The organism is Anaerococcus octavius (genome assembly GCF_900445265.1).
GTDB classification, from domain to species: Bacteria; Bacillota; Clostridia; order Tissierellales; family Peptoniphilaceae; genus Anaerococcus; species Anaerococcus octavius.
This window is the reverse complement of sequence record NZ_UFTA01000002.1, coordinates 1,112,620-1,129,327: the sequence shown is the minus strand read 5'-3', so window position 1 is coordinate 1,129,327 and position 16,708 is coordinate 1,112,620. Positions and strand designations below refer to the sequence as shown.

The window sequence follows — 16,708 nt, the reverse complement described above, 5'->3', positions numbered from 1 at the left end:
CGACGAGTTTGGCTGAAAGATATGGTCATTAATATAGTAGTTTCTAAGCTTTACAAATAAACTTACGAAATCTACGACGCTAATAGTATGGATGATTAATCCGTATATTAGAAAAAAAATGAACCACTTAAACTGAAGCAAAATAGTACAAACAAGTACTAGCGTTATTTTGTCTCTGCCATTAAAAATGACAGAATTCAAAATAATTCGAAATCAAAGATTTCGAACTCACTCAGTATAAGCTGAAAATTAAATAGCAAACAATATTTCCAGTCAAGAAGAAAAGGGCACAAGGTGGATGCCTTGGCACATGAAGACTAAGAAGGACGTAAGTGAACGAAAACTAGGGCAAGCTCACAAAAAGCAATGACCCCTAGGTCTCCGAATGGGGAAACCCGGCTGTGGAAGACACAGTCATCATAAAGTAAATACATAGCTTTATGAAGTAAGACCCTGCGAACTGAAACATCTAAGTAGCAGGAGGAAAAGAAAGAAAACTCGATTTTCCAAGTAGCGGCGAGCGAACAGAAAACAGCCCAACCCAGTAAGAAATATATTTTTTAGTTAAATCATTTGGGAAGATGAACCAAAGAAAGTGACAGTCTTGTAAACAAAAGAAAATATATTGTGGGGGCAAGTAGCAGTGAACACGAGAAATTTGCTGTGAAGATAGGGGGACCATCCCCTAAGGCTAAATACTAACATGTGACCGATAGCGAACAAGTACCGTGAGGGAAAGGTGAAAAGAACCCCGAAAGGGGAGTGAAAAAGAACCTGAAACCTTGAGCCTACAAGCAGACAGAGGGCAAGAGCCTGATGTCGTACCTTTTGTAGAATGGGCCAGCGAGTTATCATATATAGCAAGGTTAAATCTTTAAGAGATGAAGCCTTAGCGAAAGCGAGTCTTAATAGGGCGAAAGTTAGATATGATAGACCCGAAACCGGGTGATCTATCCATGGTCAGAGTGAAGGTGAAGTAAAATTCACTGGAGGCTCGAACCGGGTGCGGTTTAAAACGCATCGGATGAACTGTGGATAGGGGCGAAAAACCAAACGAACCCGGAGATAGCTGGTTCTCCTCGAAATAGCTTTAGGGCTAGCCTATGACCAAAGATTTAAGGAGGTAGAGCACTGACTGGCCTAGGGCGGCTAACCGTACCAAAGCCTATCAAACTCCGAATGCCAAAAAATCAAGTCATGGAGTCAGACTTAGAGGGATAAGCTCCTAAGTCGAAAGGGAAACAGCCCAGACCGACAGCTAAGGTCCCAAAATCTGAATTAAGTGGAAAAGGATGTGAACCTACTAAGACAACCAGGACGTTGGCTTAGAAGCAGCCATACATTTAAAGAATGCGTAATAGCTCACTGGTCAAGTGGGTTTGCGCCGAAAATAAACGGGGCTAAAATTCAGTACCGAAGCTTCGGATTGATAGAGAATTTAAAATTGCTCAATCAACTCTAGAACAAACATAAAGAGAAGAAAAGGTAAAACTTAGACGGAAATATTACAATACAATCAAGATAAAACGAGTTATTCAAAATTTACGCAAATATCAAACACTAAGATAAAGGTAAGTTGTAAATAACTACGATTATCACCGAAAACAATCGCATATATTAATATATGTAACTGGTTTAAAATATAGTCGGCACTTTGACAAATCTAAGATTTGAAACAGTGCGACATTTGACCTACTAACAAATCAAAGATTTGAGTTAGGTCAAGAAAACGTCAAAGTATTTACCAGCAATTTTAAATACTCTATCAGTGGTAGAGGAGCATTGTATTAGGGAAGAAGCCCAAGCGAAAGCAGGCGTGGACTTAATACAAGAGAGAATGCTGGCATGAGTAGCGAGAAGGAGTGTGAGAATCACTCCCGTCGAAACCCTAAGGACTCCTGAGCAAGGCTCGTCCCCTCAGGGAAAGTCGGGACCTAAGGCGAGGCCAAAAGGCGTAGCCGATGGATAACAGGTCTATATTCCTGTACCGCTTAAAGTCGCTATAGAGAAGTGATGACGCAAGAGGATAAGCTAAGCTGCCCGATGGAAGGCAGTCTAAGCACAAAGGCCGATTAGTAGGCAAATCCGCTAATCATAAAGCTGATGTGTGATAGGTATCGAAAACATGAGTAGAGAAGTAGCCGATTTCAAATTGCCAAGAAAAGTCACTATCAATGACCAAAGCGCCCGTACCAAAACCGACACAGGTAGGGAGGTAGAGAATACCAAGACGCGCGGAAGAACCTTTGTTAAGGAACTCGGCAAAATGTCCCCGTAACTTCGGGAGAAGGGGAGCCAGAGCGATCTGGCCACAGAAACCAGGCCCAAGCGACTGTTTACCAAAAACACAAGTTTCTGCAAAATCGTAAGATGAAGTATAGGAGCTGACACCTGCCCGGTGCTGGAAGGTTAAGGGGAAGGCTTAGCAAACGCGAAGGCTAGAACTTAAGCCCCAGTAAACGGCGGCCGTAACTATAACGGTCCTAAGGTAGCGAAATTCCTTGTCGGGTAAGTTCCGACCCGCACGAAAGGTGTAACGATTTGGGCACTGTCTCAACAAAGGATCCGGTGAAATTGTAGTAGTCGTGAAGATGCGACTTACCCACGCTAGGACGGAAAGACCCCGTGGAGCTTTACTGTAGGCTGATATTGGATTTTGAGATTAGATGTACAGGATAGTTGGGAGGCATTGATCCGTGCACGCCAGTGTGCGAGGAGCCAAGCTTGGGATACCAACCCTCTAATATCAAAATTCTAACATTGACCCTTAATCAGGGCAAAGGACATTGTCAGTTGGGCAGTTTGACTGGGGCGGTCGCCTCCCAAAAAGTAACGGAGGCGTTCAAAGGTTCGCTCAGAATGGACGGAAACCATTCGCAGAGTACAAAGGCATAAGCGAGCTTAACTGCGAGAGAAACAGCTCAAGCAGAGTAGAAATACGGACTTAGTGATCCGGTGGCACCGCATGGAAGGGCCATCGCTCAACGGATAAAAGCTACCCCGGGGATAACAGGCTTATCTCCCCCAAGAGTCCACATCGACGGGGAGGTTTGGCACCTCGATGTCGGCTCGTCTCATCCTGGGGCTGAAGTAGGTCCCAAGGGTTGGGCTGTTCGCCCATTAAAGAGGCACGCGAGCTGGGTTCAGAACGTCGTGAGACAGTTCGGTCCCTATCCAGCGTGGGCGTAAGAAATTTGCGAGGACCTGTCCTTAGTACGAGAGGACCGGGATGGACATACCACTGGTGTACCAGTTGTTCCGCCAGGAGCATAGCTGGGTAGCTAAGTATGGAATTGATAAGTACTGAAAGCATCTAAGTACGAAACAACCCTCAAGATAAGATTTCTAAAAGTACGTAAAGAAAATACGTTAGATAGGTCCAAGGTGTAAGTGCAGTAATGCATTAAGCTAATGGATACTAAACTTTATATCTTGACTGGAAATATGGTTTGCTATTCAATGGTTCATAAATACCAACCTAAACTTTAAAATTGGCAGGTCGGCTTCAGAACGAAATCAGTCCTATAGCGTGCGGACATCATGTTTTCTATTTCGCGAGATTTGACCTACCAACGAAAACAAGTTTTCAGGTTAGGTCAAGAATATAGTAACGATAGCGTTGGGGATACACCTATATCCATACCGAACATAGAAGTTAAGCCCAACTACGCCGATGGTACTCGGAGGGTGACCTCCCGGTAGAGTAGGAAGTTGCTAAATAACTAAGACTTAGTCATTGGCTAAGTCTTTTTTAGTATAAATATACACTTGACACGAAAATCCTTTTGCCATTGCAAACTCATTCGTGCTATCACACTAAGTTTTAGCCTTAAATATGCAAAATCAAGGCATATTTAAGCCCGGTAGAGTAGGAAGTTGCTAAATAAAAGAAAACCAGTCCAGTCAGTGGAAGACATAGCTTGTCCCTGTATAATGGGAAGCCATGAAATGATGGAGTGAAGCGAGACTTAGTCATTTAGCCGAGTCTTTTTTAGTGCAAAGATTATCTAATAAAACTTTTTTGTTCTAGTTTTAAGTTTTAAAAATGTCATTAATTGTTTATTTAAATTGTATATAATTGGAAATTTTTATATAATAAAGATATAGTTATTCTAATATGTGTTTTGATATGTAATTATTAATGTGGAGGTCTTATGGATTCGAATTTAAAAAAGCAATTACTAAATGATTTTTTTATCATGATATACCGTAGTAAAGAGTTGGGGTAATACTACAAACTATTTTATTGTGAATAAATCTAATATAGATTTTCTTACATTTAATAATTATAAATTAGCTATAAATATTTTATCAAACAAAATTTTATTTAGATCTGATAACAAAGATCTAATAGACAGATTAATAGATGAATATAATGATTATCCAACGGCTTGGTTTCTTGAGTTTGATAATATATTAAAGCTTCAAAATATTTTAAATGATTTTGATATGTCTATAAGAAATATGGGTCCTATATTTGTACCTAATAATAATTTTGAGAAATTAGAAGCTTTTTATAAATTACTAGGATAGAAAGAAAAGATTTTAAAAGTTTTAAAGATATTACTAATTTCTGCTTTACTTTTGATGATGGATACTATAAAGATATAGATGCTCTTGCTTTTTATGATGATAATAATTTAATTGGTCTTACAGCTGTAAATGTTAATTCTAAGTATTTGTGGAAATTTGGGGTAGAGAAGTTTTGTCTTAATAAAAGTTATAAGAATCTTAAGCCTATACTTGTTAATCATTTAGCTTATAGAGTTATTAAGAATTACTCCCATATACTCTACTCAGTTTTCTCACATTAGATCTATAAATCTAGCTAATAAAGCTAATTTTTGTATGGTTATGACTTTTATTAGTGCTAATTAATTTCATTTTCTAAGTTGCATGATGTTTTATTTCATATAGGGGACATAATTTTAATAATATTCTTCATAGAAAATTGGTTCTATTGAACTATTCTTCGTTTCCTAACTATCAAAAATTAACAAGATTTATCTAAACTAAGTCTTCGGGATCATTTGTCCATACCTAATATGAAATAGAAAATCCATATATTCGTATATGTAAATGTTGCTTGTTGCTAGTTTATTCAGCAAGCTTGGCAGAATATAAATTAAAAGATGATATTTTTTCCATAACAGTAAGAGTTTTTATTAGAATTGAACTTAATTATATATGCTAATGACTAAGTTTTAGTCCACTAAAAAAGCCCATAAAAGTTTAATTGATAGAACTTTTATGGGCTAGGTTACTTATTTAAATCATTTATTTAAATTTTATATTTTTATTCATAAATTGTAATTTCTGTTACTAAGCCATCTTTTACTTCTATATTTATAGCATAGCCTAAATCTTTTACTTCATCATAATGTTTAAGAAACTCATCTTCATCATAGAATTGTGGATTTACAGAGCCTCCTTGAACATTATAAATAGTATCTTTACTTACTGTAAAAAAGTGAGTTTTGTTTTCAAGCATCTTGTCTACATTTGTGGAATCAGGATCTTTGTTATAGTCTAAAGTTCCTTTTACTTCTAAGACATCTGCATATTTATTAATTGCATATATTGAAGGACTTTGAAATTCATTATTTCTTTTACCTCCATTTTTAGAAAGTAATTGAGAAAAGTAAGCACCATCATCTTTTTTTAAGCACTTTTCATCTGAAGTTGGTGAATTTTTACTTTCTTTATTTACTACTTGGTTAACATTTTCTTTACAATTATTTTCACTAGCAGCATTTACCTTGATCATGTTAGATCCGCATACTATGCTTGTTGATAAAGCTGTCACTAATAGTAACTTATTTAATTTTTTGTAATTCATTTTCTTCCTCCTAGCCATATTCATCATTAGTGTCTAAACTCTAGATATTTAGACTAGATAAATAGTTTTCAAATAATTTAAAGTTTAAATTATTTAATTAGCTTTTAATATTTGAAGTAAGTACTTAACTTCAATAAACATAATACCCACATATTTCATCATGTCTACTTTAAAAGAAAAAAATATCTAAGAAAATTTACGCTAATAACTACTTTTTAAAATATTATATAAAAATAATTTTAATTGAAAACGATAGTGTCCATATAATTGTGTAGAAACGGTTATTTACAACCTTAATTGCTACAGTGTTTTAAGCAAAGAATAATGAATTATCTAATTATACTTTCTAATTAAGAAGTAATATAAAATTTAGTGGACAATCTATCGACAATAGAATTACTAAATCCGTTTTATGAAAAGTATTTAATAAACTTATGTAAAAAGTGAGATGGATATCTATAAAATTAAAAATTTTAGAAAAGAAATTGTATGGTAGTATCAAAATATTTAAAAATTACTAGGTGAATTTAACCTGATTACAGTATTATTCCTTTTATCAATATTTATAATTTGCTTCCAATTATTAATGATTTTAGTTATATTCCTGTATAAAATATATTATAGGTCTTGATACTATTTTGTCAGAGTTATATAATTATTATGGTAAAAATTTATTGGAATATAGTTCAAATTGATAAGATTCTAGATTCTGACTATGGAGAGCTTAGATTCGATCTACCTCAAAATTTTAATAAAGGATTATAAATTATACTGTACATAAGAATTTTAAATTGTTAATAAGCATTAGAATGCTGACTAAAGATTACAAAAGCTAAAGTCAAATTAATTTTTTTAGCTGTGTATATAGGAAGAAGTTTGTATTAATGAAAAGGAACTATTATGTAACTATAATTTATCGATACTTTTAAGTTAGATAATGTATAGTAAAAATCATTACAAACAATTACACAATAGTCCCTTAAAATAAATTTTAATTAAAGAAATATATAATATAAATATTATTCTGTAATCTCATCGATTAATTGTTCATTAGTAGTTTGTGGAGATACTACTGTTGGAAACCAGTCTTCTTTATCTAGTATTTCATCTAAATCATCTCCATATCTGAAGTGGAAATGTAGTAAATCTTCATTAGGATCTATTTTCATCAAAGTTAGATATTTATAGGGAGCATCTTCATTTGTAGCTTCAAATATATTCCAAGTTATTTTATGTTCTCCTAGCATTTGTTCTTCTGTTTTAAAAAACTTATAAGTTCCTTCTCCTATAGTTTTTCCGTCTTTTTCTGGAAAGTTATCTAAGAAAGTTACCTTATCTTCATCCACAATTAGACCAGCAAAATCTGCTTTTCTTTTTGCCAGATAATCTTCTTTTGCTTTATTTTCATCAACACCTTCATTTTCTGCAAGAGTTGAGTAAGCTGGTTGGATATCAGGTTCTTCTAAGTATTCATACATACTATTCCAATTACCATTCCAATCAGATAAACTTACTTGAGAATATGTATCGTCTTTTTTATCATTTTCATCAGTTTTTGCGGATTCATTTGTTGTAGTATTATTAGATTTTTCTACTTTTTGACTAGCTTCATTTGAAGTTTTATCTTCTTTTGATTGATCATTACCGCACGCACTAAATACTAATCCTAGTGATAGAGCACTTACAATTATCAATTTTCTTTTATTTTTCATATGACTTCTCCTTTAATAACAATTACTTTTTAAACATTTATAAAAGAATGTTAACATTAAACTGCAAAACTGTCAATAATGATTTTCAATATCAACAAAATAAAATATTTTTATTCATTAGAATGGAATATAGGTAAGAAGATAATTTAAGTTATTGACTAAATTTAATAAGCTCTTAGTTTATAAATATTTAATCATTCTGTATATTAAAATATCACAAACATAATTGTCGAATATAATTGTTTAAAAAAATTAAAGCTTATCAGATTAAATCATTATCGTATAGATACTTATTCAATTTATAATAGTTTTATATTTAATCTTTTAGTTATTTAATATTATTAAAATATTGAGGTATAGCCAAATTTCTAAGGTGACAGATTCTGACTCTGGAGAGTGCAGGTTCGAGTTTTGTTGTCTTAACCAAATTAATACAATTTTTTAAATATATATGTATACAAAATAATCGGCAGATGTTATGTCTGTCGATTGTTTTTAGCTTATATAGAAAGCTTAGCAGAATTTGATAAATATGATGATATTCTTTCCATTGCTGTTAATGTTTTTTCATAAATTAGTCCGCTTTCTGGATCACAGGTACGATCTCTCATTCTTAGCATATGATCATATCTAAATTCGGTAATATATTTTTGTACTTTTTGGTATAGTGATTTTGTTATTTTTACTCTTTTATCTTTAGATAGATCTTCTAAAGTTGCATCAAATATTTGATTTATATTATCGTTTAAGGTTTTTAAATCATCATAGGCTGTATCTGTAAATTCCAAATTTTCTTCGCTTTTTACTTTTGCTGCATCTGCAATATTTTTGGAGTGGTCTCCAACTCTCTCTAAGTTACGTGATATTCTCATGTAAGATACAAAGTTTGAAGATGTTTCTTCATCCATTGGTAGAGATAAAGAATCTATTATAAATGCAGAAATTTCTTTATTTAAATGATTAATAGTTTTTTCTCTATGAAATATTTCCTCATATCTATCTTTATCAAAGTTTACTAGTATTTCTATTGATTCTCTATAATTTGTATTTACTATAGCTAAAAGTCTGTTTATTTCTGCTCTGACATCTGTAAATGTAGCATGAGCATCTTTATTTACATTTTTATTTATATATTGCAAGCTCATTTCTTCTAGTTCTTTGTCTTTTCCTGGTATTAATCTAACTGATAATTCTGCAAGTTTTTTAGAAAAAGGAAGTAAGAGAATAGTTGTAGCAACATTAAATATAGTATGCAAATTTGCAATTTGTGCAGCTGGTAAATCTCTTGAAAAACTTAGAACTATTTTATCTATTGGAATAAATACTGATAAAATAATGAAAATTACTGTTCCTATAATATTAAATAATACGTGTGCTAATGCAGTTCTCTTAGCATTTTTAGATGATCCTAATGACGATAGTACTGATGTTATACATGTTCCTATATTAAAACCAAATACTATATACATTGATGATCTAAGTGGTATAACTCCTTGGTTTGCAATAGCTTGCAAAATTCCTAAGGCTGCTGATGATGATTGAATAATAGCGGTTATAATTGTACCTGCTAAAACCCCTAGTAATGGATTTTCAAATTTTGTCATCAATGTAACAAATCCAGGATAGTCCCTTAATGGCTCCATAGCTTGACTCATAAGCTCCATACCCATAAATAAAAATCCAAGTCCCATTATTGCTTGACCAAGCGATGCTTTTTTCTTATCATTTGCAAAAGAATGCAAGCAAAATCCAACAAAAGCAATAATTGGTGCCATAGCGGATATATTTAAGGCTACCAGCTGACCTGTAATAGTTGTACCTATATTTGCACCCATTATTATCCCAATAGCTTGGTATATGTTCATAAGTCCTGCATTTACAAAACCTACTACCATAACTGTCGTAGCTGATGAAGACTGGATAATGGCCGTAACAAAGGTACCAACCAAGATGGCTTTAAAGAAATTGGAAGTCATTTTTTCTATAACAACTCTAAGCTTATCCCCAGCGACTAGTTCAAGCCCGTTGCTCATCATCTCCATACCATATAAAAATATGGCAAGACCTCCTAAAAGCCCGATAAAATAATTAATTGACATAAACCCTCCGTAATCAGTTATTATTTTTATCTAATATGAAATTTTTTCTTTTATAACATACTAACCCATTGATGTTATAAAGTGTTCATAAAACTCTTTCAATTTGACTATTTAAAAATAGCCTATAATAAACATTTTACCATATTATATATTTTAATGCCTCACAGCTTTATTAATTTGAAAATATTTTATATTTATTTTATAATATAGCTACTAAATGAAAGGATTTTTTATGGATAGTTTTAAAATAAAATGGGCTGGAATGGGGGTTGCTTTAGTAGTTTTGTTTGCAAAACCAGTTTATGCTGCAGATGTAATAAAATATGACGATTCCAATTTAGACCAAATATTTGAAGAAAATAATATTTATTATGATAAAGAAGCTGTTGAGAAAAGAAAATCTGAGTTTATATCCGATCCAAATAATGCTATAGCTCCAGATTATGAAGTTGAAGATGTAATTATATCAGAGGAATTAAATGTGGATGATGATGGAGATGTAGAAAAAACGGTTACTAAGGAAACAAGTCTTATTGATAAAAACCCTGCACCTATTTATTCTAAAAGTCCAGTTTATAAAAAAGTTGTTGACATATCAGAACACCAAGATCCTGATAAAATTGATTATAATGAGTTTGCAAATGACATAGACGGAGCTATTTTAAGAACATCTATAACCCCTGCAGATGATTTACAAATTCGAAAAGATTATCAAATAGAAAGACATTATAAGGAATTAAATAAACGCAATGTGCCTGTTGGCTTTTACCACTATTCTAGGGCAATAAATGCTGCAGAAGCCTTGCTTGAAGCTGACTATGTATATAATATTATAAAAGATAAAAATGTTTCTTTGCCAGTGTATATAGATATAGAAGATAATAAAAGACAAGCGAAAGCTAGCATAGGAGAAATATCAGAAGTTGCAGAAACTTTCGTAAAATCTATGCAAGCACATGGATATGTTTCTGGCATATATTCTTATCCATGGTTTGCTAATAAATACTTGACACGAGATGTTAAGAATAAATATAATTTTTGGATAGCTGATTACGATTCAAAAGAATTTACTAAATATAATAAATCTGACTTTGACTCCTGGCAATATACCAATAAAGGAAAGGTAAATGGTTATAGTGGAAATATTGATATGAGTGTTCTATATAAGGATTATCCATATATAATAAAAGGTGTTTCAAAAAAGCCGATTAATGTTTTAATAGATGAAATCCTTGCTGGGAAATGGGGAGTAGGATCTGAAAGGCAAAGAAGACTTGCTTACGCTGGGTATAATTACAATATAGTACAAAAAGCAGTCAATCAAAGACTAGCAAATTTATAAAAAGGAGAAATTAATTAATGGCTGAAATTAAATATGATATAGTAGAAAATATTGGAGTTTTATCTGATAATGGAAAAGGATGGACAAAAGAGTTAAATCTTGTAAGTTGGAATGAACGCGAAGCTAAATATGATATTCGCGATTGGAATGAAGATCATACTAGGATGAGAAAAGGTGTTACCCTTACTAACGAGGAAGCAGAAGTGCTTTTTAATGTATTAAGCGAAGAATTTGGTGAATAAAAACTAGACCTTAAGAATTAATTTTCTTAAGGTTTTTTACTTTCAAAAGCTTTAAATATCAAGCTTTTGAAGTATATTTACAATTAGGTGATATAATGATATATTTAGATAATGCAGCTACTGCAATAAAAAGAGAAGAAATTTTAAAAGATATTTTGGAAAATAAAGAAGCTTTTGATGGCAATCCTGATAGCCTTCATACAAAGGGAAGAGAAGCTAAAAAAATCCTAGAAGACTCAAGAAAAAAAATAGCTAAGTCTATAGGAGCAAATCCTAAAAATGTTATTTTTACATCAGGAGCCAGCGAAGGGAATAATACAGTTATAAATAACTTTGAGGGTAATGAAATTATAACAAGTGCTATAGAGCATGATTCAATACTCAATACTATAGATAAAAATAATGCTATTTTATTAGATGCAAATGAAGATGGTATTATTAGTTTGGATGATTTAAAATCAAAAATTACAGATAAAACCAAACTTGTTGTAATAATGTATGTTAATAATGAAACAGGAGCGATCCAACCTGTAAAAGAAATAGGAGCTTATCTGAAGGATAAAGATATACGGTTTCATGTAGATAGTGTCCAAGCCTATGGTCATATAGATATTGATGTAGATGAAATAAATTGTGATTCCCTGTCCTTATCAGGACACAAGATAGGAGGAATAAATGGATTTGGGATTTTTTATATGAGAGAGAATTTAAAACCATTTATTACAGGCGGTGAGCAAGAAAAAGATAGGAGAGCCGGAACTTCCTTTGTAGCTGGTGCTTATTCTATGGCTAAGAGTTATCCGAAAATGCTTGAAGAAAGAGAACAAATAATAAATTTAAAAAAACACTTCATTGATCATTTAGAAAATTTAAACATAGATTGGCAAATAAATGGGAATCCCAATATTTGTTCTAGCCATGTTCTAAATATTTATTTTCCAGATTATAAATCAGACTTCTTACTTACTTATTTAGATATGAATGACATTTGTGCATCAGCAGGTTCTGCATGTAGGGCGGGTAGTATTTTACCAAGCCATGTTATATCAAATATGTATGATGAAAATCGAGCGATGCATTCCATAAGATTTTCTTTCGGATATCAAAATAAAAAAGAAGAAATAGATAAAGTTATAGAAGTTTTATCAAATTTATAAGATCAGCCAATAAGGCTGATTTTTTTTGTGCCAATATTTAAGAAAGATTTAAGATTATTTTAAGTTTAATCAAATGTTAGTATTTTATAATATTAACAAGGAGGAAGGAAAATGCTAACAGTAAAGAATTTAAATAAAAAATTTGATAAAAAAATTATCTATGAAAATTTAAACCTGGAGCTTAAAAAAGGAGAAATATTTGCTTTAATAGGCCCAAATGGGATTGGAAAAACAACACTCATTCGTATGATATTGGGACTGGATGATGATTTTACAGGAGAGATCGAAAATAATCAACATAAAATAGGGTACAGTCCTGAAACTCCAGATTTTCCAGAAATCTTAACAGGCAAAGAATTTTTAGACCTTATCAAATACCACCATGGTTCAGATGATAATATAGATGAATTGATGAAAAAAGTAGGTCTAAATCCAGCTAATAATACTAAAATTTTAAATTATTCCAAGGGGATGCTACAAAGACTAGCAGTAGCTCAGTCATTAATTGGCAATCCAGATATAATTTTACTAGATGAACCATCAAGTGGACTAGACTTTTTTGGACAAATGGCCATGCAAGATTTAATAAATGATCTAAAATCATCAGATAAGGCTATACTTTTAAACTCTCACTTACTCTATGACGTAGAAAAAATAGCAGACAGAGGTCTTATAATTATGGGAGCTAATAATTTTAAAAAATTTTCTAGGGATGATTTTAAGGAAAAACCACTTTCTCAAATATTTTTAGACTTTGCAAAGGAGATAGGATATGAACCTCACTAAGTTACATATAAAAGAAAATTTAAATAAATCTTCATTTATAATATTTGCCATAATAGGATTAATAATCACATTTTTAGCGAGAGGAATGGAAGTTACTGCTCCAGGAGTAAATACCAGTGGAGATATCGGAAAATATGGAATTCAATGGACAATCATAACTTTAATATCTTCTTTGGCTGCCGTTACTTTATCTACAGGAAGCTTTAAAAAATATTTAGCAAGTGATTTACCAGATATTTTAAGAGTACATGGACTAAATTTGCAAAAACAAATTAGCCAAATATTTAAGGCTGATGTTTTTATAAGTATGGTAATGGCAGTTCTGCTTTTAATCGGAATGTTTATAAATATCATTGTTGAAAGACCTCAAATAAGCCTATTAGGTTTTCTAATAGCTATTTTAATTTACCTATTAACTATATTTGTAGTAAATGTAATAATGGGCATTTTAAATTTAATATTTAATCCTGCGGCTGGATCATTATTTGGAATATTTTTTGTTATAGTAGGTGTATTAAGGGGATTGTTAACTTTTATTTTAGAAATGCAAGGTGGATTAATTGCGGAAGTAATGATTAAGATTTTGTATATATTTCCACCTATAGATGATTTTGGAAAAATTGCTAGAGACTTATTTTTGGGAGAATTTACTAATATACGATTACTAGGTCAATGCTTGCTTTATGTATGGATTTTGATTGGTTTATATTATCTGGTAAAGAAATGGAAGGTAGGAAATGAAAAATAAAATTATTTATTCTTTAATTGGACTAGTATTAATAATATTTAATTATCAAAATCGAATAACTACTATTGATAAAACCACATTGGATTTGATAGAAGAAGTAAATTCCTATGATACAGAAAAACTTTGGCCAGAATTTAAAAATAAGGAATATATGAAAGATATTAGGTATAATTCTAGTAAAGAGTTTAGATATGATCACGGTAAAATTATTAAAAAAACTCCAGACCAAGCTGTAGCAAGTCTTGAAGCTCTAAAAGAAGGAAACAAACCACTAATAAAAGCGGTGCCATTTGAAAAATTTAGAGATATTGCCGATCAAGGAACTTCCTCAAATGCCAATTTACAAAAAAAATATAAGTCAGTTATTATTCATGAATCATTCCACTGCTTTCAAATGGATCATGGACTTAGTGAAGTATCAGATATTATGGAAAATGATATTAAATATGATGATCCAGATTATGATAAATTTGTAGAAGTGTGTAAAAAATTAGACGAAGATAAAGTTTATAAAAAGCTTTGGGAAGATGAATATAAATCCTTGTTGTCCTTATATGAAAAAAAAGATTCTAGTGATTATAAAAATGCAAGAGAAAAGCGTTTATCTTATGTAAAAACAAATTTTCCTAGTGAATATAATTATTTTGTAGAAATGGTGAATTATAGGGAATTTATAGAAGGAACAGCTCGTTTTGTAGAGGAAAAATATATGATGGATATAGCAGATGATTCTTATATAAAATATAGAGATAGGGTTTTTAATAGCATTGATGAGTCATATTACTCAGAAGGGTCATTAAAGGCGAAGATACTTGATAAATATTATCCACAATGGAAAGAAAATATAGATTTTTCTAGGGATAATAATTTTGATAAGATGTTTAAAAAAGGAAATATTTTGTGAATGAAAAAATTTTGATAGTTGATGATAATGATGAAATACGCAATATAATTACGCTTTATCTTGAAAATAGTAACTTTGAAGTATTTGAAGCTAATAATGGAAAAGAAGCCTTAGATTTTATAAAAAATAAAAAAATATCTTTGATGATTCTAGATATAATGATGCCAGAAGTAGATGGTATAGAAGTTTTAAAAGCTATTGGCAATGATAGAAGTTTTCCTATAATATTTTTATCAGCTAGATCTAGCGTAAAAGATAAAATAGAAGGCTTATACCTAGGTGCGGATGATTATTTAGCAAAACCCTTTGACCCAGGAGAACTGGTGGCAAGGGTTATTGCGCTTTTAAGAAGAAATAATCGAAAGTTAGATAATAATATAATAAAAATAGGAAATCTAAGTTGGGATAAGTATAAGAGACTTATTTATAAAAATAAAAATGTTTTAAATCTCCGTTCCAAAGAATATGAACTGCTTACTATGTTTATGACCACTCCTGGCAAAGTATTTACCAAACAAGAAATATATGAAAACTTGTGGCAATCATATTATTTTGAAGATGATAATACAATCATGGTTCATATCTCAAATCTTAGAGAAAAAATAGAAGATAATCCTAAAAGTCCCACAAAAATAATTACTATTAGAGGGCTTGGTTATATGCTTAGGAAAGAAGAATGAATACAAAAAAAAATATTTTCAAAAACTCAATTATCTTTATATTGGTATTTTTAATTACAACTGTCTTATTTTTTGCTAGCCTTTCAAAAATTTTAAATGATAATACCTTCGATAGTGTATTTGGTGAATATATACCAGTTTCTAATAATATTGATGATAGTTTATTAAATTGGGACAAAATATCAGAACTTGGTGGATCTGGGTTTGTTGTTGATGGTAATAAGGTAATTAGAACATATAATAAAAAATATAATAAAGAGTATTCTTATTCCAAGCTTTTAGATTTTGTAACTTTAGGTGGTGAAAATCAGAGTACTTTTGTTTTTAATACCTATGATGGAAATAAATTTTTTCTAAATTATCCCAGCGAAAAGGTATCATCAACTGTAAATTTTAATTTAAATAAAGGAAAAAGCTCTCTTAAAACAAATGTATTACTATTTTTACTACTAGCTATAAGCTCTTATATTTTAATAGTATATTTTATAGTGCGTTGGTTATTCTATAAAATAAATAATGAACTAGCAGAAATATATAATAAGCAAGAAAAAGAAAAAGATATTCTATTTAAAGGCATAGCCCATGATGTAAAAACACCTTTATCTGTTATATTATCATATAGCAGAGCAATGGATGAAAATATAATTGCAAGTGAAAAAAGAGAAGAATATATTAAAGCAATAGAAAAAAATGCAGGAATTTTAAATGAAAGAGTAGATGAACTTTTAGAATTTTCGAGCCTGAATAGTTTTAAGGTAAAAAAGGAAAAGAAGGATATTCTAGAGCTTGTTAGAAGATATGTTGGTGATAATTATTCTTACTTTTTAGATAATAAAACCTTTGTAAAGATATTATTTAATGAAGATGACAAATTTTTTATAGATGTTGATGAAAAACTATTTCAAAGAGTTCTTCAAAATTTAATTCAAAATTCTATAGATCATAATAAAAATGAAGTTATAATTACAATTGATTTTAAGATTGATAAACTTATTTTTAAAGATAATGGTAAAGGGATAGATCCTAAAAATATAGAAAATATTTTTGTTCCACTCTTTACACAAGATGCTAGTCGTCAAGGAGAAAAACTTCGCGGCATGGGATTATCCAATGTCAAGAAAATTTGTGATCTACATAAGTGGCAAGTTTACTATAAAGATGGCTTTGTAATCGCCTTTTAATAAAGTATAGTATTTTTC

The 16,708-nt window shown here is 31.0% G+C and carries 12 protein-coding genes and 2 rRNA genes; 11 read left to right on the top strand and 3 right to left on the bottom strand.

What is annotated here, in order from left to right; translation table 11 throughout:
- Positions 1-271: 271 nt before the first annotated feature.
- The 3 genes from DY249_RS05575 (at position 272) to DY249_RS05565 (ending at position 4,533) form a co-directional block, all read left to right on the top strand.
- A 23S ribosomal RNA gene (locus tag DY249_RS05575) occupies positions 272-3,440 on the top strand.
- Positions 3,441-3,603: 163 nt separating this feature from the next.
- Positions 3,604-3,720 (top strand): 5S ribosomal RNA (gene rrf, locus DY249_RS05570).
- Positions 3,721-4,248: 528 nt separating this feature from the next.
- Entirely contained in the window at positions 4,249-4,533 is a 285-nt protein-coding gene (locus DY249_RS05565) for a hypothetical protein (RefSeq protein ID WP_115595467.1), read from the top strand.
- Positions 4,534-5,296: 763 nt separating this feature from the next.
- Here DY249_RS05565 and DY249_RS05560 read toward each other — a convergent pair.
- The 3 genes from DY249_RS05560 to DY249_RS05545 all read right to left on the bottom strand — a co-directional run bounded on the left by DY249_RS05560 (position 5,297) and on the right by DY249_RS05545 (position 9,650).
- Positions 5,297-5,839 carry a hypothetical protein gene (locus DY249_RS05560; protein ID WP_101540872.1) on the bottom strand — a complete coding sequence of 181 codons (543 nt, stop codon included), beginning with the start codon at positions 5,837-5,839 and terminating at the stop codon, positions 5,297-5,299.
- A 1,019-nt stretch (positions 5,840-6,858) separates the two neighbouring features.
- Positions 6,859-7,551 carry a ZinT/AdcA family metal-binding protein gene (locus DY249_RS05555; RefSeq protein ID WP_115595466.1) on the bottom strand — a complete coding sequence of 231 codons (693 nt, stop codon included), beginning with the start codon at positions 7,549-7,551 and terminating at the stop codon, positions 6,859-6,861.
- Positions 7,552-8,051: 500 nt separating this feature from the next.
- Positions 8,052-9,650: a Na/Pi cotransporter family protein gene (locus tag DY249_RS05545; RefSeq protein WP_115595465.1), complete on the bottom strand. Its 1,599-nt coding sequence runs from the start codon at positions 9,648-9,650 to the stop codon at positions 8,052-8,054.
- A 232-nt stretch (positions 9,651-9,882) separates the two neighbouring features.
- On the opposite strand from DY249_RS05545, the gene DY249_RS05540 reads away from it, so the two are divergent.
- The 8 genes from DY249_RS05540 (at position 9,883) to DY249_RS05505 (ending at position 16,690) form a co-directional block, all read left to right on the top strand.
- Positions 9,883-10,992 (top strand): GH25 family lysozyme, encoded by a 1,110-nt coding sequence (locus DY249_RS05540; RefSeq protein ID WP_172540064.1) that lies wholly within the window; start codon positions 9,883-9,885, stop codon positions 10,990-10,992.
- 17 nt (positions 10,993-11,009) lie between these two features.
- Positions 11,010-11,234, top strand: coding sequence for a YdbC family protein (locus DY249_RS05535; RefSeq protein WP_101540868.1), 225 nt, complete (start codon positions 11,010-11,012; stop codon positions 11,232-11,234).
- Positions 11,235-11,329: 95 nt separating this feature from the next.
- Positions 11,330-12,391 carry a cysteine desulfurase family protein gene (locus DY249_RS05530; protein WP_115595463.1) on the top strand — a complete coding sequence of 354 codons (1,062 nt, stop codon included), beginning with the start codon at positions 11,330-11,332 and terminating at the stop codon, positions 12,389-12,391.
- A gap of 111 nt (positions 12,392-12,502) precedes the next feature.
- Entirely contained in the window at positions 12,503-13,177 is a 675-nt protein-coding gene (locus DY249_RS05525; protein WP_115595462.1) for an ABC transporter ATP-binding protein, read from the top strand.
- Positions 13,164-13,925, top strand: a complete 762-nt coding sequence (locus DY249_RS05520) for a hypothetical protein (protein ID WP_115595461.1) — start codon at positions 13,164-13,166, stop codon at positions 13,923-13,925. Before DY249_RS05525 ends, DY249_RS05520 begins: the two co-directional genes overlap by 14 nt.
- Complete coding sequence (locus DY249_RS05515; protein ID WP_115595460.1) at positions 13,915-14,829, top strand: hypothetical protein; 915 nt, start codon at positions 13,915-13,917, stop codon at positions 14,827-14,829. The genes DY249_RS05520 and DY249_RS05515 overlap by 11 nt, the downstream gene beginning before the upstream one ends.
- Positions 14,826-15,509 carry a response regulator transcription factor gene (locus tag DY249_RS05510; RefSeq protein WP_115595459.1) on the top strand — a complete coding sequence of 228 codons (684 nt, stop codon included), beginning with the start codon at positions 14,826-14,828 and terminating at the stop codon, positions 15,507-15,509. Before DY249_RS05515 ends, DY249_RS05510 begins: the two co-directional genes overlap by 4 nt.
- Entirely contained in the window at positions 15,506-16,690 is a 1,185-nt protein-coding gene (locus DY249_RS05505) for a sensor histidine kinase (RefSeq protein WP_115595458.1), read from the top strand. The genes DY249_RS05510 and DY249_RS05505 overlap by 4 nt, the downstream gene beginning before the upstream one ends.
- Positions 16,691-16,708 lie beyond the last annotated feature (18 nt).

Excerpts from the sequence above, each read along its gene's own strand:
- DY249_RS05530 (WP_115595463.1), top strand. The coding sequence starts at position 11,330 with ATGATATATTTAGATAATGCAGCTACTGCAATAAAAAGAGAAGAAATT.
- DY249_RS05555 (WP_115595466.1), bottom strand. The coding sequence starts at position 7,551 with ATGAAAAATAAAAGAAAATTGATAATTGTAAGTGCTCTATCACTAGGA.
- DY249_RS05535 (WP_101540868.1), top strand. The coding sequence starts at position 11,010 with ATGGCTGAAATTAAATATGATATAGTAGAAAATATTGGAGTTTTATCT.
- DY249_RS05515 (WP_115595460.1), top strand. The coding sequence starts at position 13,915 with ATGAAAAATAAAATTATTTATTCTTTAATTGGACTAGTATTAATAATA.
- DY249_RS05545 (WP_115595465.1), bottom strand. The coding sequence starts at position 9,650 with ATGTCAATTAATTATTTTATCGGGCTTTTAGGAGGTCTTGCCATATTT.
- DY249_RS05560 (WP_101540872.1), bottom strand. The coding sequence starts at position 5,839 with ATGAATTACAAAAAATTAAATAAGTTACTATTAGTGACAGCTTTATCA.
- DY249_RS05540 (WP_172540064.1), top strand. The coding sequence starts at position 9,883 with ATGGATAGTTTTAAAATAAAATGGGCTGGAATGGGGGTTGCTTTAGTA.
- DY249_RS05525 (WP_115595462.1), top strand. The coding sequence starts at position 12,503 with ATGCTAACAGTAAAGAATTTAAATAAAAAATTTGATAAAAAAATTATC.
- DY249_RS05505 (WP_115595458.1), top strand. The coding sequence starts at position 15,506 with ATGAATACAAAAAAAAATATTTTCAAAAACTCAATTATCTTTATATTG.
- DY249_RS05520 (WP_115595461.1), top strand. The coding sequence starts at position 13,164 with ATGAACCTCACTAAGTTACATATAAAAGAAAATTTAAATAAATCTTCA.